24 protein-coding genes and 1 riboswitch are annotated in these 22019 nt (G+C 41.8%); of the genes, 13 read left to right on the top strand and 11 right to left on the bottom strand.

Annotation, left to right across the window (positions count from 1 at the left end; translation table 11 throughout):
- Nucleotides 1-135: 135 nt before the first annotated feature.
- A complete protein-coding gene (locus tag MHB83_RS03690; protein WP_003215056.1) occupies nt 136-1227 on the bottom strand; it encodes a branched-chain amino acid aminotransferase in 1092 nt (363 codons plus the stop codon).
- Between the two features lie 368 nt (nt 1228-1595).
- On the opposite strand from MHB83_RS03690, the gene MHB83_RS03685 reads away from it, so the two are divergent.
- The 5 genes from MHB83_RS03685 to MHB83_RS03665 all read left to right on the top strand — a co-directional run bounded on the left by MHB83_RS03685 (nt 1596) and on the right by MHB83_RS03665 (nt 7839).
- A complete protein-coding gene (locus MHB83_RS03685) occupies nt 1596-3023 on the top strand; it encodes a right-handed parallel beta-helix repeat-containing protein (protein ID WP_268459135.1) in 1428 nt (475 codons plus the stop codon).
- 116 nt (nt 3024-3139) lie between these two features.
- Nucleotides 3140-3249, top strand: a riboswitch (SAM riboswitch).
- Between the two features lie 168 nt (nt 3250-3417).
- Nucleotides 3418-4536, top strand: a complete 1119-nt coding sequence (locus tag MHB83_RS03680) for a sugar ABC transporter substrate-binding protein (protein WP_226804420.1) — start codon at nt 3418-3420, stop codon at nt 4534-4536.
- Between the two features lie 69 nt (nt 4537-4605).
- A complete protein-coding gene (locus MHB83_RS03675; protein WP_342496644.1) occupies nt 4606-6102 on the top strand; it encodes a sugar ABC transporter ATP-binding protein in 1497 nt (498 codons plus the stop codon).
- Nucleotides 6099-7112, top strand: coding sequence for an ABC transporter permease (locus MHB83_RS03670; RefSeq protein WP_342496643.1), 1014 nt, complete (start codon nt 6099-6101; stop codon nt 7110-7112). Before MHB83_RS03675 ends, MHB83_RS03670 begins: the two co-directional genes overlap by 4 nt.
- Before the next feature lie 94 nt (nt 7113-7206).
- Nucleotides 7207-7839 carry a GTP pyrophosphokinase family protein gene (locus MHB83_RS03665; protein ID WP_268484048.1) on the top strand — a complete coding sequence of 211 codons (633 nt, stop codon included), beginning with the start codon at nt 7207-7209 and terminating at the stop codon, nt 7837-7839.
- Between the two features lie 48 nt (nt 7840-7887).
- Here the strand turns inward: MHB83_RS03665 and MHB83_RS03660 are convergent, their stop codons facing one another.
- On the bottom strand, nt 7888-8028 hold the full coding sequence (locus MHB83_RS03660) for a hypothetical protein (RefSeq protein WP_169901775.1): 141 nt from the start codon (nt 8026-8028) through the stop codon (nt 7888-7890).
- Nucleotides 8029-8047: 19 nt separating this feature from the next.
- Complete coding sequence (locus MHB83_RS03655) at nt 8048-9133, bottom strand: Rap family tetratricopeptide repeat protein (protein WP_106032064.1); 1086 nt, start codon at nt 9131-9133, stop codon at nt 8048-8050.
- A 525-nt stretch (nt 9134-9658) separates the two neighbouring features.
- Between MHB83_RS03655 and MHB83_RS03650 the strand changes: the two genes are divergently transcribed.
- The 3 genes from MHB83_RS03650 (at nt 9659) to MHB83_RS03640 (ending at nt 11862) form a co-directional block, all read left to right on the top strand.
- Complete coding sequence (locus tag MHB83_RS03650; protein ID WP_034620276.1) at nt 9659-10423, top strand: transporter substrate-binding domain-containing protein; 765 nt, start codon at nt 9659-9661, stop codon at nt 10421-10423.
- 69 nt (nt 10424-10492) lie between these two features.
- Nucleotides 10493-11137, top strand: coding sequence for an amino acid ABC transporter permease (locus tag MHB83_RS03645; protein WP_003215015.1), 645 nt, complete (start codon nt 10493-10495; stop codon nt 11135-11137).
- Entirely contained in the window at nt 11134-11862 is a 729-nt protein-coding gene (locus MHB83_RS03640; protein ID WP_342496642.1) for an amino acid ABC transporter ATP-binding protein, read from the top strand. Before MHB83_RS03645 ends, MHB83_RS03640 begins: the two co-directional genes overlap by 4 nt.
- Nucleotides 11863-11945: 83 nt before the next feature.
- Here MHB83_RS03640 and MHB83_RS03635 read toward each other — a convergent pair whose 3' ends face one another.
- Nucleotides 11946-12329 (bottom strand): VOC family protein, encoded by a 384-nt coding sequence (locus tag MHB83_RS03635; protein ID WP_003214664.1) that lies wholly within the window; start codon nt 12327-12329, stop codon nt 11946-11948.
- A gap of 118 nt (nt 12330-12447) precedes the next feature.
- Here MHB83_RS03635 and MHB83_RS03630 point away from each other — a divergent pair, with 118 nt between their 5' ends.
- A complete protein-coding gene (locus tag MHB83_RS03630) occupies nt 12448-13629 on the top strand; it encodes a class I SAM-dependent rRNA methyltransferase (RefSeq protein WP_342496641.1) in 1182 nt (393 codons plus the stop codon).
- A 37-nt stretch (nt 13630-13666) separates the two neighbouring features.
- Here the strand turns inward: MHB83_RS03630 and MHB83_RS03625 are convergent, their stop codons facing one another.
- Nucleotides 13667-14347: a CidB/LrgB family autolysis modulator gene (locus tag MHB83_RS03625; RefSeq protein WP_050944523.1), complete on the bottom strand. Its 681-nt coding sequence runs from the start codon at nt 14345-14347 to the stop codon at nt 13667-13669.
- Complete coding sequence (locus tag MHB83_RS03620) at nt 14341-14682, bottom strand: CidA/LrgA family holin-like protein (protein ID WP_034620340.1); 342 nt, start codon at nt 14680-14682, stop codon at nt 14341-14343. Before MHB83_RS03620 ends, MHB83_RS03625 begins: the two co-directional genes overlap by 7 nt.
- Nucleotides 14683-14889: 207 nt before the next feature.
- Between MHB83_RS03620 and MHB83_RS03615 the strand changes: the two genes are divergently transcribed.
- From MHB83_RS03615 to MHB83_RS03600, 4 genes are all read left to right on the top strand, one after another.
- Entirely contained in the window at nt 14890-15777 is an 888-nt protein-coding gene (locus MHB83_RS03615; protein ID WP_003214744.1) for a LysR family transcriptional regulator, read from the top strand.
- A 17-nt stretch (nt 15778-15794) separates the two neighbouring features.
- Nucleotides 15795-16619 (top strand): hydroxyethylthiazole kinase, encoded by an 825-nt coding sequence (gene thiM, locus MHB83_RS03610; RefSeq protein WP_342496640.1) that lies wholly within the window; start codon nt 15795-15797, stop codon nt 16617-16619.
- Complete coding sequence (gene thiE / locus MHB83_RS03605; RefSeq protein ID WP_212045693.1) at nt 16606-17274, top strand: thiamine phosphate synthase; 669 nt, start codon at nt 16606-16608, stop codon at nt 17272-17274. The genes thiM and thiE overlap by 14 nt, the downstream gene beginning before the upstream one ends.
- Before the next feature lie 134 nt (nt 17275-17408).
- Entirely contained in the window at nt 17409-17783 is a 375-nt protein-coding gene (locus MHB83_RS03600) for a nuclear transport factor 2 family protein (protein ID WP_060597556.1), read from the top strand.
- Nucleotides 17784-17812: 29 nt separating this feature from the next.
- On the opposite strand, the gene MHB83_RS03595 is transcribed toward MHB83_RS03600, so the two are convergent.
- The 5 genes from MHB83_RS03595 to MHB83_RS03575 all read right to left on the bottom strand — a co-directional run bounded on the left by MHB83_RS03595 (nt 17813) and on the right by MHB83_RS03575 (nt 21808).
- Nucleotides 17813-18151, bottom strand: coding sequence for a DUF4288 domain-containing protein (locus tag MHB83_RS03595; RefSeq protein WP_251190642.1), 339 nt, complete (start codon nt 18149-18151; stop codon nt 17813-17815).
- A gap of 346 nt (nt 18152-18497) precedes the next feature.
- Complete coding sequence (locus tag MHB83_RS03590; RefSeq protein WP_003214799.1) at nt 18498-20039, bottom strand: cation acetate symporter; 1542 nt, start codon at nt 20037-20039, stop codon at nt 18498-18500.
- Entirely contained in the window at nt 20036-20350 is a 315-nt protein-coding gene (locus tag MHB83_RS03585) for a DUF485 domain-containing protein (RefSeq protein ID WP_003215154.1), read from the bottom strand. Before MHB83_RS03585 ends, MHB83_RS03590 begins: the two co-directional genes overlap by 4 nt.
- 107 nt (nt 20351-20457) lie before the next feature.
- Nucleotides 20458-21126 (bottom strand): glycosyltransferase family protein, encoded by a 669-nt coding sequence (locus MHB83_RS03580; protein ID WP_106029470.1) that lies wholly within the window; start codon nt 21124-21126, stop codon nt 20458-20460.
- Nucleotides 21119-21808, bottom strand: a complete 690-nt coding sequence (locus tag MHB83_RS03575) for a class I SAM-dependent methyltransferase (protein WP_050944517.1) — start codon at nt 21806-21808, stop codon at nt 21119-21121. The genes MHB83_RS03580 and MHB83_RS03575 overlap by 8 nt, the downstream gene beginning before the upstream one ends.
- Between the last annotated feature and the right edge of the window lie 211 nt (nt 21809-22019).

Raw genomic sequence — 22019 nt, 5'->3', positions numbered from 1 at the left:
AATACCAAAGAACGCTAGTAGATAAGTAAAAAACATACCATCACTCCTCAATGTGTTATTACCATTATAAGGTATATCAGAGAGGTAAATAAACAAAAAAAGAACCCTTCATGATTGAAAGGTTCTTTTACATGCTTAAGCTTGTTTGACGACCGAATCGACTTCTACTGTCCAGCCGAAGATATCTGGTTGTGTTCCTTTTTGAATACCCGTAATGGCTTCATACAATTTCTTCGATACTTCACCTGTTTGACCATCTTGAATCACATATGGCTGATCGTGATAAATTAATTCCCCGACAGGAGAGATGACGGCCGCTGTTCCAGTTCCAAAGATTTCTTCAAGCTCGCCTGATTGATGTGCTTCAATTAACTCATCAATCGAAATTTTACGCTCTGTCACTGGAATTCCCCAGTGTTTTAATAGCTCAAGTACAGAGTTACGTGTGATTCCTTCTAAAATGCTGCCGTTCAATTCAGGCGTCACGATTTCTCCATTGATTTTAAAGAAGATATTCATACTCCCGACTTCTTCAATGTACTTTTTCTCGACCCCATCAAGCCAAAGAACTTGTGAAAAACCTTTCGTTTCAGCAACTTGCTGTGCCTTGAGGCTTGAGGCGTAGTTTCCAGCTGTTTTGGCATTTCCTGTTCCGCCTTTAACGGCACGGACAAATTCGTTTTCAACGGCAATTTTGACAGGATGGATGCCTTCTTTATAGTAAGACCCCACTGGAGATAGGATAATGAGCAGCTTATATGTGCTTGACGGCGCAACGCCTAAATACGGCTCAGTGGAAATAATGAATGGACGGATATACAAGGAAGTGCCCTCTGCATCAGGTACCCAATCCTTATCAATGCGAATGAGTTCATTTAAGCCCTCTAAAACCGTTTCTGTATCAATTTGTGGGATGCACAGGCGGTCATTGGATCTGTTTAAGCGTTCCATGTTCTTTTCCGGACGGAATAAGAGAATTTTCTGATCCTCAGAAACATAAGCCTTCAAGCCTTCAAAAACAGATTGCCCATAATGGTAGACCATCGAAGCTGGGTCCATTGGAATGGCCTGATAAGGGATAATTCTTGGATCATACCAGCCTTGATCAATGGAATAATCCATCACAAACATGTGATCTGTGAAGATTTTTCCGAATTCAAGTTGATCAGATTGAGGTTTTGGTTTTTTTGTTGAACTAAGTTCAACGCGGATGGGTTGTTTTGGCATCGTAAATCTCCTTGCTGTTTGATTATTTGAAAATTCTAATAATATGAAATAATTATGATTCTATTCTATACCTTCACAAAATATTAGCAATAGGTTTTCTGGAATTCAGACAAGAAAAATCTGTTAAAGCGCTTTCCTTCTCTCTGCCGTCAGTCTGCCTCATGTCACCCCTTTTTAATAAAGAAATAAAATCCAAATACATTATTAACTGATTAATCTGACAATTTAAAAGCGGATAAATTACCTGTAAGATATTCTTTCAACCATACACCTTTTGACTAGTACATTGCAAGGGGCATTGTCATATTTTAATCCTCTTTTTTTTAACCGATAAAGAAAGAAGGGAAGTGAAAGGAGCAAACAACAAGATGAAACGAGCGATACCAAGCATTTTACTCATTTTATTCATGACCGTGATCAGCTTCGGCTGTCAAGCGATGACAGAGGAGGCTGGCGCCAAGCAGGGAACTGCCTATTACGTGGCGACAAACGGGAACGACAAAAGCCCAGGAACGAAGCAAAAACCTTTTCGCACGCTGAAAAAAGCGGCAAGTATGGCGAGAGCTGGTGCAATCATTTACGTGAGAGGCGGCACATACAAAGAGAAATTGATTGTCCGCCATTCAGGGACAAAGAAAGCACCTGTTATCTTTCAAGCTTACGGAAAAGAAAAACCTGTCATTAGCGGGGCCTCACTCAAAGGAAATCAAGCAGATGGCGGTCTTGTCTCGATCGATGAAAAAAGTTACATTACCCTCAAAGGTCTGACGGTGGGACATCTCAAGACGAATAAGGAAGATCTGACCCCAGTCGGTATTTTCATCAAAGGAAGCGGGAAAGGCGTCAAACTTCTCAACAACCGAGTGTATGACATTCAGACGACACACAAAAATGGGAATGCGCACGGTATTGCGGTCTATGGAACAAAAGCTCCTGCAGCCATTGAAGACATTGAAATCAAAGGAAACACTGTTGAAAAATTAAAACTGGGCTTCAGTGAAGCGCTTGTGCTCAATGGGAACGTCAAAAAGTTCCGTGTGACACATAACACCGTCCGCCACACTGATAATATAGGCATTGATTTAATTGGTTTTGAGAACGTAGCACCTTCTAAAAAGTACGATCAAGTCAGAAATGGTGTCGTATCTAGAAACAAAGTGTATGAGATTACGAGTGTAGGAAATCCAGCCTATGGCAAAGACATCTCCGCTGGCGGAATTTATGTGGATGGCGGGAAGGACATTGTGATTGATCATAACATCACACATCACAATGACCTAGGGATTGAAGTCACAAGTGAACATAAAGGAAAAATGGCAGATCGCATTCGCATCGAACACAATCAAGTGTATTTGAACCGTTATACAGGCATTTCAATTGGCGGCTATGATAAGAAGCGAGGCGGAACAACAAATACGACGATCTCACATAATATTTTATACAAAAATGACACAGCCGGCTTAGAAGGCGGTCAATTGTTGATGCAATATCAAGCTGTGAACAATCGAATCACGAGCAATATCATGACAGCGAGTGCCTCGCATTACTTAGTCGTGAATCTTTATGGAGTAAATCAAAAGAATATCTTCCAGAAGAACGTATATGACGACCGCAAAGGTGCAAAAGCATCACAGTGGGTATGGCGCGGGAAATGGATGGAAGGCTACAAAACGTATCTCTCTAAAAGCGGTCAAGATAAAGGATCAGCACATCTCAATCCACAATTTATGAATGAGAAAAAATATGATTTTCGCCTGAAGAAGTCATCACCTGCTAAGAAAATCATCGGAAATTAAGCAAGTTTGAATCGCAAACTCATTGTTTTAAATTTTCAAAAAAATCATTGACATTGATGTGACATCACATTAAAGTAAAGAAGACATTTCAACGAAAACAAAATTTCATAACGGATCTCTTATCAAGAGAGGCAGAGGGACTGGCCCTATGACGCCCGGCAACCGTTTCTACTATAGAAATTGGTGCTAATTCCTGCAAAGCTGTTACAGCTTTGACAGATAAGAGAGGAAGAATCCCGATACATGTTTCATGCAACGGTGATCAAGCCTCTCTTTCCAAGAGAGGCTTTTTTTCGTCTCTTTTTCAAATGAAAGAACAGTTTACTGGCGTTTTCCCACATTTTTACCTAGTTTTCCGATGTGAAAAATAAAAACAACTTGAGGAGGAACAGCAATGAAGCGTAAGTATTTTACATCTTGTCTTATATTTTTAACGGTATTGACCGTCCTATTAACAGGCTGCGGCACTGGATCAAGTGCAGGCTCAAAGACAAATGCGAACGAAAAGGTCTCCTTTGACAATGTACCGAAGCGATTTGCAAAGGGACAGGGAGCAAAAATTAAAGTCATTCGTAAAATTGGAGGAGATGATCATACAGCGCAGTTTTTAGCTGGGACGAAGGCAGAAGGTGAAGCGCTTGGCTTTACGGTAGATGTCTACACCGCAAATGGAGATACAGCGAAGTTCCATGACGCGATCTCTCAGGCGCTGGAAGAAAATTATGATGGCTTTATCATCTCTCATGGGGACGACGAGGCGACCGTCGCTGACGTGAAAAAGATCACAGCGAAGGGTATTCCAGTCGTAGCGTTCGATTCAAATCCTAAGCTGAAGGACATCAAAGGAGTCACAGTGACGTCTCAAGATGACGAACAATTAGCGAAAAAATCACTAGACGCACTCGTGTCTGACTTTAAAGGAACAGCAAATATTGCGTACCTCTGGGTAGATGGATTCCCGCCAATGGTGAGACGGAACAAGGTCTATCAAGAAACGCTCAAACAACATGCAGGGATCAAGGAACTTGACCGCTTTGGTATTGCCTCCTCTGATACGTCTGTTCAAACACAAAATGCAGTGGCAGCGATGCTGAATAAATATCCAAAGGGCAAACTTGACGCTATTTTTGCTACGTGGGATGCCTTTGCCATTGGCGCAGCAAGAGCGCTAAAGGAAGCAGGAAGAACAGAAGTGAAGATTTATGGGATTGATGTGTCAAATGCGGATCTTCAAGAAATGACAGCAAAAGACAGTCCATGGAAGTACACAGCAGCGGTTGATCCGAAGCTCATTGGCGCAGTTGACGTGAGAATTCTTGCGAAGAAAATAGCGGGTGAGAAAACCCCGTCTTCCTATGATCTTGAGGCCTCTCTCATCTCACAAAAACAGCTTCAACAATCAGGAAAGGCCATCAATATGGTCAATCTTGCAGACGAAGTGAAGGGGTTCGGTTCATCGACTGCTTTTGAAGAAGATTGGATGAAGACCTTGAAGAAGCATTATACAAAATAAACGCCGTGCACTCTCTTCTATAGAGGGTGTTTCGTTTTTCAGATGATGATCATGAGAAGGAGGACATCTATGACTTCGCCGCTAGTTTGTATGAAACATATTTCGATTGAATTCCCAGGAGTAAAAGCGTTAGATCAAGTGAATTTCACATTAAAAAAAGGGACAGTTCATGCACTGATTGGAGCGAATGGTGCTGGGAAGTCCACGTTAATGAAAGTTCTTTCTGGCGCTCATTCGCACTATGAAGGAAGCATCCAAATCAATGGTCAGGCGGCATCGATTCAAACCCCAAAGGATGCGGCCTCATATGGTGTGCAGACGGTTCATCAAGAAGTGGATACAGCTCTCGTTCCCTACTTAAGTGTTGGTGAGAATATGATGATGCATCAGATTGAGAAAAAAACATTTGTCGACTGGAAAGAGCTGCACCGTAAGGCAGCTCAACGATTAAAAGAACTGGACATCGACATCTCCACAAAACGCCTTGTAAGTGATCTGACCCTTGCGGAAAAACAGATGGTGCTCATCGCCAAAGCCGTTTCAATCAAATGTAGCATTTTAATTTTAGATGAACCAACAGCCCCGCTAAGTCATACAGAAACAAACAAATTATTTTCAATGATTGACCGGCTGAAACAGAATGGAACGGGTATTGTGTTTATCTCTCATCGCATGCCTGAAATTTTCACCATTTGTGATGAACTGACAGTGATGCGAAATGGAACCGATGTCGCAGCTCACCTTGTTCAAAATACAAATCCGCAGCAGATCATTGAAGAAATGCTAGGTGCGCCATTAGAGGAGCAATTCCCGCTCCGTACACCGTTGAAGGATGCACCTATTGCCCTTGAAGTGAAGCAGCTAAACGACCAGCATAAATTACGCAATATTCATCTTCATGTGAAAAAGGGTGAAATTCTCGGAATTGCGGGACTTGTCGGTGCTGGAAAAACGGAATTGTGTAAAGCCCTTTTCGGCGCCTCAGAAAAAACGACAGGGACTGTGAAGCTTCATGGTCAAACCGTTCGCATCACATCGCCTCATCAAGCGGTGAGAGCTGGAATGGCCCTTGTGCCAGAAGAACGGAGAAAGGAAGGGATTCTGACAGAAGAGAGCGTGGGGTGGAACTTAACGGCCGCAAGTCTTCGTTCATTCTCAAGCGTGTTCAGTTTTTTACATCGTTCGAAGGAAAAGCGGAAAGCAGACGAAATCGTCAAACGACTAGGTGTCAAAACGCCATCTCTTGAAGCGAAGGTGAAGCATCTATCCGGTGGAAATCAACAGAAGATTGCCATCGGAAAATGGCTGCTGGCTGAAGCGGATGTCTATCTCTTTGATGAACCAACTAAAGGTGTTGACGTTGGAGCGAAAAAAGATATTTTCACGCTGATTGCAGAGCTTGCCGCCCGCGGGAAATCTGTGATTTATGCGTTAAGTGAGCTGTCGGAGATTGCAGGGATCGCTGACCGAGTCTATGTGCTGTATGATGGCAGCATTGCCCGGGAAATGACTGCCCCAACGACTGAGGAAGAGCTTTTATATCATTCAACAGGAGGACAATCATGAGTGAACAACAAATTCCAGCCCCTGTGCAGCAAACGAAAAAACAGCGGCCATCCTTTCATTTATTTGATTTCTTTTATCGATATGGCACGATCTTAACCATTGCTGTATTGATTGTGGTATTTGCGGCAGCGAATCCAGCGTTTTTGCAATCAGGGAATATTATCAATATTTTACGGTCTATCTCCATTGTGACCATTATTGCGGTGGGCCTTACCATCTCCTTGGCAGTCAACGGCTTTGATTTATCGGTCGGATCAGTCGCAACGTTATCGAATGCAATTGTGATTTCTATGTTTGTGTGGTTTTCGCAAAACCCGCTGTTTGCGATCCTCTCTGCGCTAGCGGCTGCCATTATTGTTGGTTTACTCAATGCCTTGATGATTGTCAAAATGAAAATTCCAGATATGCTCATGACATTAGCCATGATGTTTATTATTCAAGGGCTGGCTCAGACGTATACGAAAGGGGCGACCATTTCTGAAAACATGGTGCTGCCTGATGGTACATTCTCAACGGGTACAATCCCTGCCTTTTTCAGCAAAATCGGACAGGTGCCATATATCATTCTCTTAATGGCAGTGATTGTGCTATTTGCACATGTTTTCATGACCTACACAAAGCACGGACGATATATGTACATCATTGGAGGGAATAAGGAAGCGGCTCGATTGTCCGGTATTCATGTGAATAAATATAAAATCGCGGCATATCTGCTTTCGGCTTTATTTGCAGCAATCGGCGGTATTGTGCTGGCATCAAGGGTAATGACAGCGGAAATAAATGCGGGCACACCATATTTAATGGATGGCGTAGCGGCAGCTTTTATCGGTTTTTCCGTCATGGGAGCAGGAAAACCAAATGCATTTGGTACTTTTATTGGGGCTGTGCTCATCGGTATTTTGCAAAATGGACTTGTGATGATGTCTGTCCCTTATTACGCGATGGATATTGTGAAAGGCTCTGTACTCGCGCTTGTGCTGGCGTTGACGTATTACAAACAGCGAGGCTGACGACGTATTTTTTAAAACCTTTCGAGTCCCGTCTCCGTCTAGTAAACGGAAAGCGGTGCTGCCGCCGTTTCCCAAAAGGAGATGACAAAAAGAAATGAATATGTCAGCAACTCATGTAGAAGATTTGAAAAACGTCATGGAAGACTGGAAAAATGAATTATTAGTATATAAATTTGCATTAGATGAAATGGATACGAAGTTTTCAATCATAAGCCAAGAATATAATTTAATCCATGGCCACAATCCAATAGAGCATACAAAATCACGGATCAAATCCTTTGAAAGCATTGTAAATAAATTAGCAAGAAAAGGATGCGACATCACAACACAATGTGCCAAGGAGTATATTCATGATATCGCAGGTGTCCGTATCATCTGCTCCTTTATTCAAGATATCTATAATATTATGGATGTATTGAGGCAAAGAGAGGATCTAAAAATCCTTGAAGTGAAGGATTACATTCAATATCCAAAACCAAATGGCTACAGAAGTCTGCATTTAATTGTGGAAATCCCTGTGTACTTAACGAATCGTGTGGAGCATGTGAAGGTTGAGATTCAGGTGCGGACCATAGCGATGGATTTTTGGGCGAGCCTTGAACATAAAATCTATTATAAACTGCAAAACGATGTCCCTCATCAGCTAACCGATGAATTAAAGGAAGCGGCAGATATCGCCCATTACTTAGATGAAAAAATGCAAAATATTAAACGAGAAATCGATTAACGTATAAAAAAGAGTAGCTGTGATATTCACAGCTACTCTTTTTCTTGTTTAAGGATTGGTGCCGCGGTCTCTCTTTTGAATGATATCTTGAGATTGTGCAGATTGGCTCTCTTTTTGGATAGAAGCGCCAATAGAAACACCTGTTATCAAGAGTGTCAAAATCGCAGTTGTGATAAGCCATTTTTTCATCATATATCACTCCATATTCTTAACAAGTTTTTAAGGACAACGCCTTGTTCCAGAAATAAGTGGATTCTTCATGAAGTCCAATATCTGTTAAGTAAGCAGCTGCATCCTGACAGATGGCTTCAAGATCGACAAGAAAATTCATAGATTCTAATTGATCACAATAAGACTTGATTTGCTCTATCATGTTGTCTTGCTGAAGCATAAGTGTTTCTAAAATAGATAATTTAAGAGAAATGTTTCGTTGTTTTAAATTTTCTGCTTTTTGAAGTGAAAGCTGCACATAATAGTGGAACAAACCAGGCTTTTTCAGCTTGAATAGTGCTTTTGTGTAGGCATACATGGCAAGTAAGTAGCCGCCTGGAGAAGACGTTTCAAATGTCTCGATCAATAAAGCCTTTTCTAGGAGCGGCACAGCTTCACTGTATTCGTTTCTAAGACTTTTAATAAAAGCTGCATTGCAATACGCGTGACCAAGTAAATCTGGGTCTTCCATTTGTTCTAGTGAATGAATCACTTCTTCAAATAATGACTCTGCCTCATCATATTTTGATTGATCAGCATAATTCAAAGCGAGCATCATTTGACAGCTGATTGATTTTTTCACATAACATGGATCTGCGTCATAAATAGATGAAGCCATTTTCAAGTGGTGTATGGAGAGGAGCGTGGATCTTATATTATAGTAAAGACACCCTGTTTTATAATGAAATTCTGCTTTTTCAATGTCATCGTGGACGAGATCTAATTTATCCTCTGCCAATTTTAAAAGGTGAAATGCCGTATCCTGATTGCCTCTGCGCATTTCATACATCCCTTTAAAGAAATAGAAATAGTAGCTGAGCATGTCATCTGTACGGATTGCATTTTCATCAACAAAAAGACTGTGATCCAGCGAAGCTGTATCTTCAATGAGATCCTTAAAACGGTACTCTAGCAATTGATAGTAAAGTAGGACATCTTGATTCTCTTCCATGCGATCAAACGCTTGAAGAATCTCTTCTTTTAGCTGGATCGCACCTTGTATTTCTCTTTTTTTCATCATGACATACCAGTCATTTAACATATTCGCTACATCAACGGACGACAAAACACCTGTTTCTGCCAATTTATATCCTCCTTTCTTCATCTATCCATCTCGTTCGATTCCCGCTCATCTGAATTCACTTTCCATATTCAGTATCTTCTTATATTTTAAGCGCTCTCTCGCAATTTGTAAAACATGTTTTTTGATGTAAATTCAACCAGTTGTGAAAGAAATAGGGATCATGTGCCTTTTGTATACGCTTACATATTTTTAGGTAAAAAGAGGGTTTTAGAGAAGATATATTACGATATCAATAGAGAGAAGAAGATCATTCAAGTGTCTGTTTTTGTATGTTAGAAAAAACGGCGGTTTTCAAGGTGTTATCTCGTTTTTTGTGAGATTATCTCACATTATGATTGTGAATCGCTCTTCTTTTAGAATAAAATGAGTTATTCGCAAAAAAGTAAAATTTAAAGAGACTATTGATCTAGAATTGTATGGATCTTTGGTATTGATAAAAAACATCACACACTATAGCTTTAGCGTGGTATAGTATTATTGGTATTGCGAATATTTAGATAAAACTGACAATAGGGGGCGTGTTTTATGAAAAAATCGATGTTACTGATCATGGGACTCATAGTTGTGCTCGTCATGGCAGCCTGTGGATCAAAATCGGACAGCGGTTCGGGAGAAGGCAAAGGCACATATAAAATTGGGATAGATGTAACATATCCGCCATTTGAATTTGAAAAGGGTGGTAAAACTGAAGGAATCGACGTTGATCTGATTAACGCCATCGCGAAAGACCAAGACTTCAAAGTGAAACTTGAAGCGATGGACTTCTCAGGCATTATCCCGGCAATGCAGGCAGGTCAGCTTGATGTAGGGATGGGCGGAATGAGCATTACAGATGAGCGTAAGAAGAAGGTAGATTTCTCAGATCCGTACTTCGACGCTGGATTGACAGTTGTTGTGAAAAAGGACAGTAGCATCAAATCAATTGATGATTTAAAGGGGAAAAAGCTAGCTGTTAAAAATGGGACGACGGGTGCAAAATTTGCATCAGATAACGCAGATAAATATGGGTATGAAGTGGTTCAATTTAATGACAGCCCATCGATGTTCCAAGAAGTTTCAAACGGAAATGCAGATGCCTTAATTGAGGATTATCCTGTCATTACGTATGCAATCGCACAACAAGATTTAAAATTGAAAACAGTTGGAGACCGATTGAATGGAGACCAGTATGGTATCTCTGTGATGAAGGGGAAAAACCAAGACCTATTGAAAAAGATCAATAAAGGTCTAGAGAACCTAAAGAAAAACGGTGAATATGACAAAATTATTGATAAATATTTGAAGTCATAATACAAGCGAGGCGCGCTCCGAGCGCGCTTTCTTTATGATGCGTCGTATGTGAATTAGGGAGGGAGAAACATGGACACGATTATTAATGCATTTCCGTATTTAATGGATGGTTTGCAAACCACTTTATATATCTTTGTTGTTGCCATCATTTTAGGATTTATCATCGGTTTAATAGTGGCATTATTCCGTCTGTCACCTTTTAAAATCTTAAATTTCATCGCACTTGTCTTTGTCAATGCCATCCGAGGCACACCATTTATCGTACAGCTATTCTTCATTTACTTTGGTTTGAATACACTTGAATTCATATCGCTTGATCGAGTGCCGGCAGGGATTATTACAGTAGCGATTAATGCAGGAGCTTATTTCTCAGAAATTATTCGTGCTGGGATTCAGTCCATTGATAAAGGACAAACAGAAGCTGCGCGTTCCTTAGGTTTTACAGGGGGACAAAACATGCGCTTTATCGTCCTTCCACAGGCATTTCGCCGCATGCTTCCAGCAATTACAAACCAAGCCATCATCAGCTTGAAGGACACGTCTCTCTTATCAATTATCGGAATTGCCGATATTATGCAGCGGGGACAAGTACAGGCATCGGCAACATTTGATCCTTTGAATGTCTGGCTCATTGTCGGTATCATTTATTTCGTGATCATTTATTTACTTTCTCTACTGGCTAGCTACGCAGAAAGGAGATTTGATATCAAATGAGTATGATTACGGTGAAGAATTTAAAGAAATCCTTTGGCGATCACGAAGTGTTAAAGGATATTAATGCAGTCATCGAAGAAAAGGAAGTAGTGTGTGTGATTGGTCCTTCTGGATCAGGCAAAAGCACGTTTCTAAGATGTCTCAATAAATTAGAAGGTATTACGGCTGGTGAAGTCGTTGTCCACGGACATACGATTACAGATCCAAAAGTGAATATCAATAAAGTACGACAAGAAGTGGGGATGGTGTTTCAGCACTTTAATTTATTTCCTCATAAAACCGTTTTAGAAAACATCACGATCGCACCGATGAAGGTAAAAGGTACCGACAAGAAGGCGGCAGTCGATAAAGCGATGGACCTGCTTGAAAAGGTCGGCTTAAAAGACAAAGCCAAAAGCTACCCTAACCAATTATCTGGTGGACAAAAACAGCGTGTCGCCATCGCAAGAGCCTTGGCAATGGACCCGAAAGTGTTATTATTCGATGAACCGACATCTGCTCTTGACCCTGAAGTCGTCGGGGATGTATTAGCAGTTATGAAACAATTAGCCGTCGAAGGCATGACAATGATTGTGGTCACACATGAAATGGGCTTTGCGAGAGAGGTAGGAGACCGCGTGATCTTTATGGATGGCGGATATATTGTCGAAGAAGACAAACCGGAGGCTCTCTTTGGAAATCCGCAGCATGAGCGTACAAAATCATTTCTTAGTAAGGTGTTATAAAAAAAGAGTAAGGGCATATGGATGCTCTTACTCTTTTTCTTTTACGGAGCCTAAAGGGAACTGGTCCCATTTCCTAGGAAATATTAGCGCTGGAAGAATTCGATCCATTCTTGGTCTGGCCCTCTGAAAAAGAAGTAGCAGTATCCATTTGGTAGCGTCGTAATTTCTTCATCAATTAATTCGATTTGCAGCTTTTGAATACGATTGAATTCAGCATGAATATTGTCAGTTGTAAAGGCAAGATGGTGAACCTTTCCTTCAGATGGCAGATCGCTGCTGTACCCTTGGATGAGCTCAATTTCCGTTTCTGCCTCATCTTTAAAGCCGAGAAATGCAAGCTCAATGATTCCGTTTGTATGAGTGATGCGATCCTTTAATTTCATGCCCACGACTTTTTCATAAAAATCAATGGACGTATCAATATTTGAAACCATAATACCTGTATGATCTAATCGTAATGTCGTCAAAAAAAGAACCTCCTCTATGGTGTGTTGATATTTTTCTCCTCATCTTATCATAATAGAAGTAACGTATACATTCATATGATAGGATAGAGAGAGTCAATTTAGGATAAGGATGACACGAATGAAAAAAATCTCATTAAAACAAACATTTGCAGAACAAGTGAAAAAGGGATACCCGCTCATTTCTAAAGATGCTGTATCGCATGTAAACGGTATGAAAGAAGGCGAGCTGATTGAATGGGTGGATGAGCGAGGCACCTTTTTAGGAAAAGGATATTATGGTGTGCAAAATAAAGGGATCGGCTGGGTACTCACCTTTGATGCCAACGAAAAAATAGACCATGCCTTTTTTGTCTCCAAGCTTGAGCAGGCAGCAAAAAGCAGAACGCATTTATTTCATGATGCACTGACGACTGCTTTTCGTGTGTTCAACGGAGAGGGAGATGGCATTGGTGGGTTCACGATTGATCATTATGACGGCTTCTATCTCATCCAGTGGTATAGCGAAGGAGTTTATACATTCAAGGCGGAAGTATTGGCTGCACTTGAGCATGTATATCCAGACTATAAAGGCATTTATGAAAAGAAACGATTTGATACGTCGGGACAGTATATAGAAGATGATGATTTTGTAAAAGGGGAGAAAGGTCAATTTCCTCTCATCGTGAAAGAAAATGGCATGAACGTAGCGGTTTACTTAAATGATGGTGCGATGACAGGCATTTTTCTTGATCAACGTCATGTGAGAAAAGCAATTCGAGATCGCTATGCAAAAGGAAAGACCGTGCTTAATACATTTTCTTACACAGGTGCTTTCTCCGTGGCAGCAGCGCTTGGCGGAGCGAGCCGGACGACAAGTGTAGATGTCGCAAACCGCAGTTTGAAAAAAACATCTGAACAGTTTGAAGTCAACGATATAGTTATGGACGGGCAGGATATTAAAGTCATGGACGTCTTTAAGTACTTTCCGTTTGCTGCGAAAAAAGGATGGACCTATGATCTTGTCATCTTAGATCCGCCATCCTTTGCACGCACGAAAAAGCACACATTCAGTGCGGCGAAGGATTATAAGAAGCTATTAAAAGAAGCTATCCAAATCACAGCTGAGAACGGCGTCATTGTGGCATCAACGAATAGCAGTGCATTTGGTATGAAGAAATTCAAAGGATTTATTGCGCAGGCCTTTAAAGAATCAGGACAAACCTATCGTATCCTTGAAGAATATACACTTCCTGAGGATTTCCGTACGACGAAGAATTATCCAGAAGGAAATTATTTAAAGGTTGTCTTCATACAAGCATAAGAAAAAAGCCATTTTCCGATAAAGGAAATGGCTTTTTTTATAAGGCAAACGACATGAGGAGAGGTGCTGCACATAATGTAATGATGGCTGAAAGAATCATCGACACACTTGAGATCGTCCCTGAGACGGAGCTCATTTCAAATGCCTTCGATGTTCCTGCCCCGTGTGCACCAGTACCAAGCAGGACGCCCATGGCAATGTCATTATCAATACGGAAATAACGAATGATCATTGGACCGATGATTGACCCAAACAGTGCGGTTAAAATGACGAATACTGCCGTAACGGACGGCATCCCGCCAATCATTTCTGACACACTCATCGCCACTGGTGTTGTGACCGACCTTGGAACAAGACTTTCAATAAGGCCTGTATCCAAATGAAACAACTTCGCGATAAATGCCGTAGATAGAATCGCAATGACAGAACCGCAAGCCACATTCAAAATAATTTCCACTGCATGCTTCTTCAGAATGTGAAAATACTTATATAAAGGAATGGCAAAAGCAACAGTCGCAGGCTGAAGCATATTCGTGAGCCATTTCCCGCCTTGATTGTATGCATCGTAAGGAATGTTGACGATTAACAGAAAGACGACAAGGACAAGCGGTGTCACAAGTAATGGTGAGACATAGACCTTCGGATGCCGTTTATACACCGCTTTTGATCCGAGATATAAAAGAACCGTTAAGATCAGAAATAGTGCGCCAACTAACATAGCTTTTTCCGCTCCTTTCTTTTCGCAATCATTTGCGTCATGATACCAGTCGAGAGCATGACGACAAAGGTACTCAGTAAGACGACAAGGACAATACTTGTACCAGATTGAGAAATCAATGTTCCATAATCAATGACACCAACGGCTGATGGGATAAAGAATAGCAGCAGTTCTCCGAGCAGCCATACGGCACCAAGTTCAATCCATTTTAATTGAATGATTTTAAAATGAAGTAATAAGAAAATGACCAGAATGCCTAAAATCGTACCCGGTATTCTTAAATGCAAAAAGGCCGCGAGCACATTCATCAATTTCGCAAAAACAAACAAAGCCATAATCTGAAGGACAGCAATCAGCGGCGTTTTGAGCAATTTCACTTTCTGTTCACTCCTTTTTCTATATAAATTGTTCACTGTTTCACAAAAACATGACAACGTTCCAATTGATTAGCTTACTTTAAAGTGTACAGCACGTTCAGTTATAGGTAAAATACATATATCGAATAATTAGTATTCCTTTTGTCTATAGGAAGGGTGAGTCATGTGGACATTAGACATTTAACATATTTCTTAGAAGTGGCGAGGTTAAAAAGCTTCACAAAAGCATCACAATCTCTTTATGTGTCGCAGCCTACCATTTCCAAGATGGTCAAAAATCTCGAGGATGAGCTGGGGGTGCAGTTGTTTTATCGGAATGGCCGGCAGGTTGAAATGACAGATGCTGGACAAACGATGTATACCCAGGCGAGTGAAATCACACAATCATTTCAAAATTTAACGAGCGAGCTAAATGATCTAATGAATGTCAAAAAAGGGCATATTCGCATCGGGCTGCCACCGATGATTGGATCGAGTTTTTTCCCGAATGTCATGGGAGAATTTCGTCAGCAGTATCCTGATGTCACATTTCAACTTGTGGAGCACGGCTCTATTAAAGTAGAGGAAGGGGTCGAAGATGGTTCGTTAGATATTGGTGTCATTGTTCTGCCTGCAAATGATAAAATCTTTCATACGTACACCATTATTAAAGAGGACATGAAGCTCGTGACGCATCCATCACATCCGATGGCAGGTCGAGATAAGGTTGATTTAGCTGATTTAAAGGAAGAGTCCTTTATTTTCTTTCGAGAAGACTTTGTTCTGCATAGCCGGATATTGAATGAATGTATGAATGCGGGCTTCCGGCCCAATGTCATTTATGAAACGTCTCAATGGGATTTCATTAGTGAGATGGTAGCCGAGAACTTGGGAATTGGCCTTCTGCCTGAGCGGATCTGCCGTGATCTTGATCCTGAAAAGGTGAAAGTCATTTCCTTAAATACGTCGATCCCATGGCATTTAGGAGTCATTTGGCGAAAGGATCGCTATTTGTCGTTTGCGGCAAGAGAATGGTTAAAGCATACGAAATCCTATGTATGGGGAGCAGAGTAAAAGGGAGGACGATACAGATGAAAACAAGCATCGCATCTCATTTATTGGAAAAGGTTCGAGCGGAAAATCCACTTGTTCATAATATCACCAATCAAGTCGTGACGAACTTTACAGCAAATGGTCTGCTTGCTTTAGGCGCTTCGCCAGTCATGGCAAATGCCAAAGAAGAAGTGGCTGAAATGGCGCAATTAGCCGATGCGCTTGTGCTGAACATTGGCACACTGACCAAGGAGACGGTGGAGGCCATGATTATGGCTGGACAATCTGCCAATAAAAAGGGGATACCTGTTCTATTAGATCCTGTCGGCGTTGGTGCGACGGCGTTTCGAATGAAAGCGGCAAAACAGCTGTTAGAGCAAGTGAACATGACCGTTGTCAGAGGGAACGCTGCAGAAATTGCTCATTTACTTGAAGTGGATGGCTGGGAGTCAAAAGGCGTGGATGCGAAAGCAGCGAACGGAGATGTATCGGCACTAGTCAAACAAGCAGCGAGGACACTTCAGACAGTTGTGGTGATCACAGGGGAAGTCGATGTAGTTTCAAATGGAGAGGACGTGTTGTCTATTCATAATGGACATGAATGGCTCACCAAGGTGACGGGAACCGGCTGTTTACTGACGTCTGTCATCGGGGCATTTTGTGCAGTAGGTGAAAGGCCGCTTCACGCGTCGGCAACTGCTCTATTATTTTATGGTGTCGCAGCTGAAAAGGCAGCTCAGTACACCCAGAATAAAGGGCCAGGTACGTTTCAAATGGAATTGCTCAATGCACTCTCACACACAACTGGCGATGATGTGTTGTCGATAGGGAAAATAGGGGGAATGTCACATGACAAAGGCTGATCAACAGCAAATCAAACAGCAATTATCGGTTTATTTTATTATGGGAACAGTGAATACAAGCCGGCAACCGCATGATGTTTTGAAAGAGGCGATTCAAGGCGGAATCACCATGTTTCAATTTCGAGAAAAGGGCGAGGGAGCCTTGCAAGGAGAAGAGAAGAAACAATTGGCTCGCCAACTTCAAGTACTTTGCCAAGAAGCGAATGTTCCTTTTATTGTAAATGATGATGTGCAGCTAGCGATAGATCTTGATGCAGATGGCGTACATGTTGGCCAGGAAGACACAAACGCAAAAGATGTCAGACAAAGGATTGGGAATAAAATATTAGGCGTGTCAACGCATAACCTAGATGAAGTGAAACAAGCCATGAAGGACGGCGCAGATTATGTCGGCATGGGTCCAGTTTATCCAACAGAAACGAAAAAGGATACACGCAGTGTCCAGGGAGTATCATTGATCACTGAAGTGCGTCATCATGGTCTTCATATTCCGATTGTTGGCATCGGGGGTATCACATATGGCAATGCAGCACCAGTCATACAAGCAGGGGCAGATGGTATTAGCATCATCAGCGCCATTAGCCAGAGCGCTGATCCTAAAAAAGCAGCAGAAGAATTGAAAGCACTTGTTGCATCAGAAAAAGTATCACTTTAATCTGGAGGAGACATGGATTGACTCAATTCATGTCTTTTCTGATTTCGGGGAAAATAGACAGGTGAGAAACAATTGTGTACAATCAAATTGTTCGATTATTGTCGAAATGACAGGTAAATAAAGGAGAATGAACAATGGAAGTGCTCGATACGTATTTTCGCCGCTACGATGAAGCTGGAAAAGGGCAGGAGCAAATGGATGAATTGCTCGCATTGTTTTCTGACGATGTCATGATTGTCTTAAATGGTGCAGAGAAGCCTGGGATCCAAGCGTTTACACAGTTTTTAAACACATTTTTCCACGTGCATGAAGACATCAAGCATATGTGGGATGGATGGAAAAAAAGAGAAGACGGAAAGTATGAAACCAACTGGGCCGTTTGTGGAAAACTTTCGGATGGCCGTGTTTATACAGCAGAAGGAATTGATATTGCAGAACTGGACGACAAAGGAAAAATCGTTTATTTAGAAAACGTTCCGAAAAATCCAGAGTTATTTCAGCGCTATTAAATAAAAAGCCGGCTCATCAGCTGGCTTTTTTATTTGTCTAAAGAATATGCCTCAATGGCTTCTTTCGCCGATGTTTCTTTATCAAAAATAAGGTGGCGGCTGTACACCTCACTTAAATGCAGTGGTTCTTGATCTAAGTCATCTACAAGCTCAAAGACATCTAATATGGCTGCTAATTTTATGGTCGTTTGTCCGCCTTCAGCATTATCAAAGGTTTCTTCTGGAAAGCTTTTTTGGATGATATCCTTTACTTTACAATGGTTTTTTGCTCGCACCAAAATGATTCGTTCTTCAAATATTTTATCGGGCATACTGCTTGGTGATGAGATGGATTCGAATAATAACTTGGCAGCATATATTTGACGCATAAGTAATGTCACTTCTTTCTTGCAGTTTTTTTTGTTCAAATGAGAGTTTCTCAACATGTGAAATGATTTCCAGTATGTGTATAAAATGATAACATATGAATGATGTTGTGTAGGAGGATGTTTGAACACACATAAAAAGGAGGTGATAGGGATGAAAAGTGTGATTGATAATAGAGGGGAAGAGCATGAAATTTTGTTGATCCTCGTCACATGCTGCTCTTTGATCACACGTAGAAGGTTTGCCAGATTAGAGAAGTATAAAAATAAGTTAAAAGGTCAATTTATACCTTACTGAAACTTGTTTTTGAGAAGAACACAAAAAGCCGGCTCATCAGCCGGCTCTTCCTTATGAATCAGTATCCATATGCATCCCTGTATGTGCCTTTACTTGTATTTCCGTAAAGGTGTCTTCATCTGCTTTTTCAGAGGAGAAGATCGTGCCTAAGTAAGCGGCAAGGAATCCAAGCGGGATCGAGATAATTCCAGGGTTCGACAGCGGGATGAGTGGGTCTCCTGTAAAGATGGCTGCTCCCGATGGGTCCCAGACGCTTGGGCTGAGCGAGACGATAATCAGTGCGCTCAGCAGTCCTACTAAGCTCCCTGCAATGGCACCCGTAGAATTAAATCGTTTCCAAAAAACAGTGAAGATAATCAATGGTAAATTTGCACTTGCTGCCACTGCGAAGGCAAGTGACACAAGGAAAGCAACGTTTAACGATTGGGCAAATAATGCGAGAATGATAGAAAGAATGGCCACACCGATGGAAGCAAAGCGTGCCGCTTTTACCTGTTCCCGTTCACTCGCTTTCCCTTTGCGGATGATCTGACTATAAAAGTCATGCGCAAAGGCAGACGCGGCGGATAGGACGAGACCAGTTACGACCGCCAAAATGGTCGCAAAGGCAATAGCGGAAACAAAGGCAAATAGCAAATCTCCTCCAAGGGCTTGGGCGAGCAGTGGAGCGGCCATATTTCCTGCTGCATCTGCTGCTGTGATCGCTTCTGTTCCAACAAAGGCAGCAGCACCGAAGCCAAGGAAAACTGTCATTAAATAAAAAATACCGATGATCCACGTAGCGGATAGAACAGATTTACGCGCAGAAATGGCATCCTTCACCGTATAAAACCGGATCAAAATGTGCGGCAAACCTGCTGTCCCAAGCACTAGAGCAAGGTTCAAAGACAGGGTCTCTAAAGGCACATCATATTTATTTCCCGGGTGAAGAAATGCCCCACCGAGCGGGGTCGCTGTTTTCATCTCCTCAAACATCTTCAGCAGGCTAAAATCAAACTTTGCAAATACAAGCAGTGAAATAATCAGTGTCCCAAGCATGAGAAGTACAGCCTTTGTAATCTGTACCCAGCTGGTTGCGATCATGCCACCAAACACGACATAAATGGTCATCAAGACACCGACGATCAGTACCGCAATCCAGTAATCAATGCCAAGAAGCAGCTTGATTAATGCACCTGCCCCAACAAGCTGTGCAATCATATAAAAAGTAGAGACTGTGATTGTGTTAAACGCAGCAACTCCTCGAATGGCAGGACGCTTAAATCGTGCAGCAATCATATCGGCCATCGTATATTTTCCTAGATTTCGAAGCGGTTCGGCCACAACGTAAAGAACGACAAGATACGCCACTAGAAAGCCAATGCTATAGAAAAAGCCGTCAAATCCATTTAAAGCGATCATTCCAGCGATCCCTAAAAATGAAGCGGCAGACATATAGTCCCCGGCGATGGCAAGGCCGTTCTGAAACCCAGTCAGACCTCCGCCTGCTGTGTAAAAATCGCTCGCATTGCTCGTTTTTTTCGCAGCAAAATACGTGATGACCAATGTGAGCCCTACGATCGCTATGAATAAAATAAAAGCGGTCATGCTCATTCGTCATCACCTCTTGATTCAATTTTTAAAGCGCTTACATATTTGTCGAACTGAGCTGCTTTCCTCGCATAAAGTCCACATAATACCCAGGTCATCACAAATTGTGTGAGGGCGAATAACCACGCCCATGAGATCGCGCCAATTGCCGGCGTGTTCAAAAAGGTGAAGTAGGATGTAGCAACCGGAAGTGAAAAGTAAAAGAGAAAAAAGAAAATCGTCATCGGTACGATAAATCTGCGTTTTTCCTCGAGAAGTTTTCGAAAATCCTCTGAAGCGGCAACCTTCTTATAATGAACTTTTTTGTCTGCCATTGTTTCCTCCTTTGTACGAATTAGGGACAAGGTACTCCAATGCATATGAGACGATCTGGCTGTTTATGACAGTATATCATAAAAAAGGCACCCGAAAAGGGTGCTTTCTATCGATAATTTGCAAGAAATGTTTGTCTCGCTTTTTCATATGCTTCCGCATCAAAATGATCTCCGCATTTGTGGATGCACCAAGGCTCTTCTTGTTTCGCAATGCCAACCTCATAGCCCTGTTGCATGAATTCAAAGGATTGCGAAACATCATAAAAATGAAAGCCATCAAAGAGGTCCTCACGCCACTTCACATCATATTGCGTCGCCATGAAAAGACCATCAATCGCCGAAGCGTTCATATAATCTTGCGTTTCTGCCTGTTGACGACCACTTTCAAACGAAAGCAGCTGATAGGTGTCGTGACGATATTCAATGACTTTCCCCCTGCAATCAGAACTTTCCCACCAGATCCCATTGTCAGGCACGCTTTCTGCACCTATGACCCCAATCATCCCAAGTGATGGATGCTGTAAAAAAAGCGGGATCAACTCAAGCAGCATATGCTGTTTGACAATCAAGGTATCTTGATGAAGATAAATTTTAAACTGAGCTGGATGAGTGATGGCTTCATTATAAGCAGAGGTCATACTAGATGCATGTCTAATCGGCAAAACCTCCACATGATATCCATGGGGAGCAGGAAGTGAAGCGAGCTGCCGAAAGCAAGCCTGAAACATAGACTCATCATTTACACATAAAACAAACAGGATGGTGGGGTTACTCATGAAGCTGAACCGCCTCAACCACATACTGATAGGCGGTAGCGGCCTCATGAAAATCTGAACGAATGCCATGCTTCATGAGTAATTCATGTAAATCACTCATTACGCTCGCGTAGGTAGGATGCTGTACGCGAATGGTTTCGAGTTCGCGAATACGAAAGCCTGCTGAATGAAACAGTGCATGAATTTCATGAAGAGTGAAGAAACGTAAATGAGTTTGATCCATTAATCCTGCATCTGTATAAGTGAATCTGCCGGCTAATAATTCTAAAACGGTTGATATGTGACCGATATTTGGAATGGATGACAGGATGGCTCCTTCTTTTTTAAGGAAAGGTTTGACCTTCTTTAAAACGGCCCACGGGTCCAATAAATGTTCAAGGACATCTCCAAATATAATGCAGTCAAATTGTTCCTGTTCGTAAGGGAGCGTCATCTGTTCAATATTTCCGCATAGCACATGATCTAGCTCTTGCTCAGCCTCTTTTGCTGCATTCTCAAACGATTCAATTCCATAAATGGTCCGGCCCTTTTGTTTCAGGACTTTTCCAAGCTTGCCTGTGCCGCATCCGATATCCAATAAAGACGTCCATTCCTCACGAATACGGCTGACAATGACCGGGTTCACGCCATGATAATACTGATCCTTTTTTTGGTGATAATAGGAAAGGGAATCTGAACTCACGCTCTACCCACCTTTCTGCTTTCTCATTGTTTTCATGCTTAATATATGGGTGGGGAGCTTGGTTTTATAACGAGAGAAGAACAATTTTTATGAATGGTGGCTAAAAAGGGATCATATAAAGAACGGGAAACGGACTGTCCTCCTAATATAGAAAGACAGAACCCCATGAGTGGAAGGGATTGGTATGAAGGGGTGTTCTACTGTAGCGTAT

Origin of the sequence: Bacillus sp. FSL K6-3149 (genome assembly GCF_038630515.1) — a bacterium.
GTDB lineage: Bacteria > Bacillota > Bacilli > Bacillales > Bacillaceae > Bacillus > Bacillus pumilus.
The sequence above is the reverse complement of the archived record's forward strand: the minus strand, read 5'-3'. Positions and strand labels throughout refer to the sequence as shown.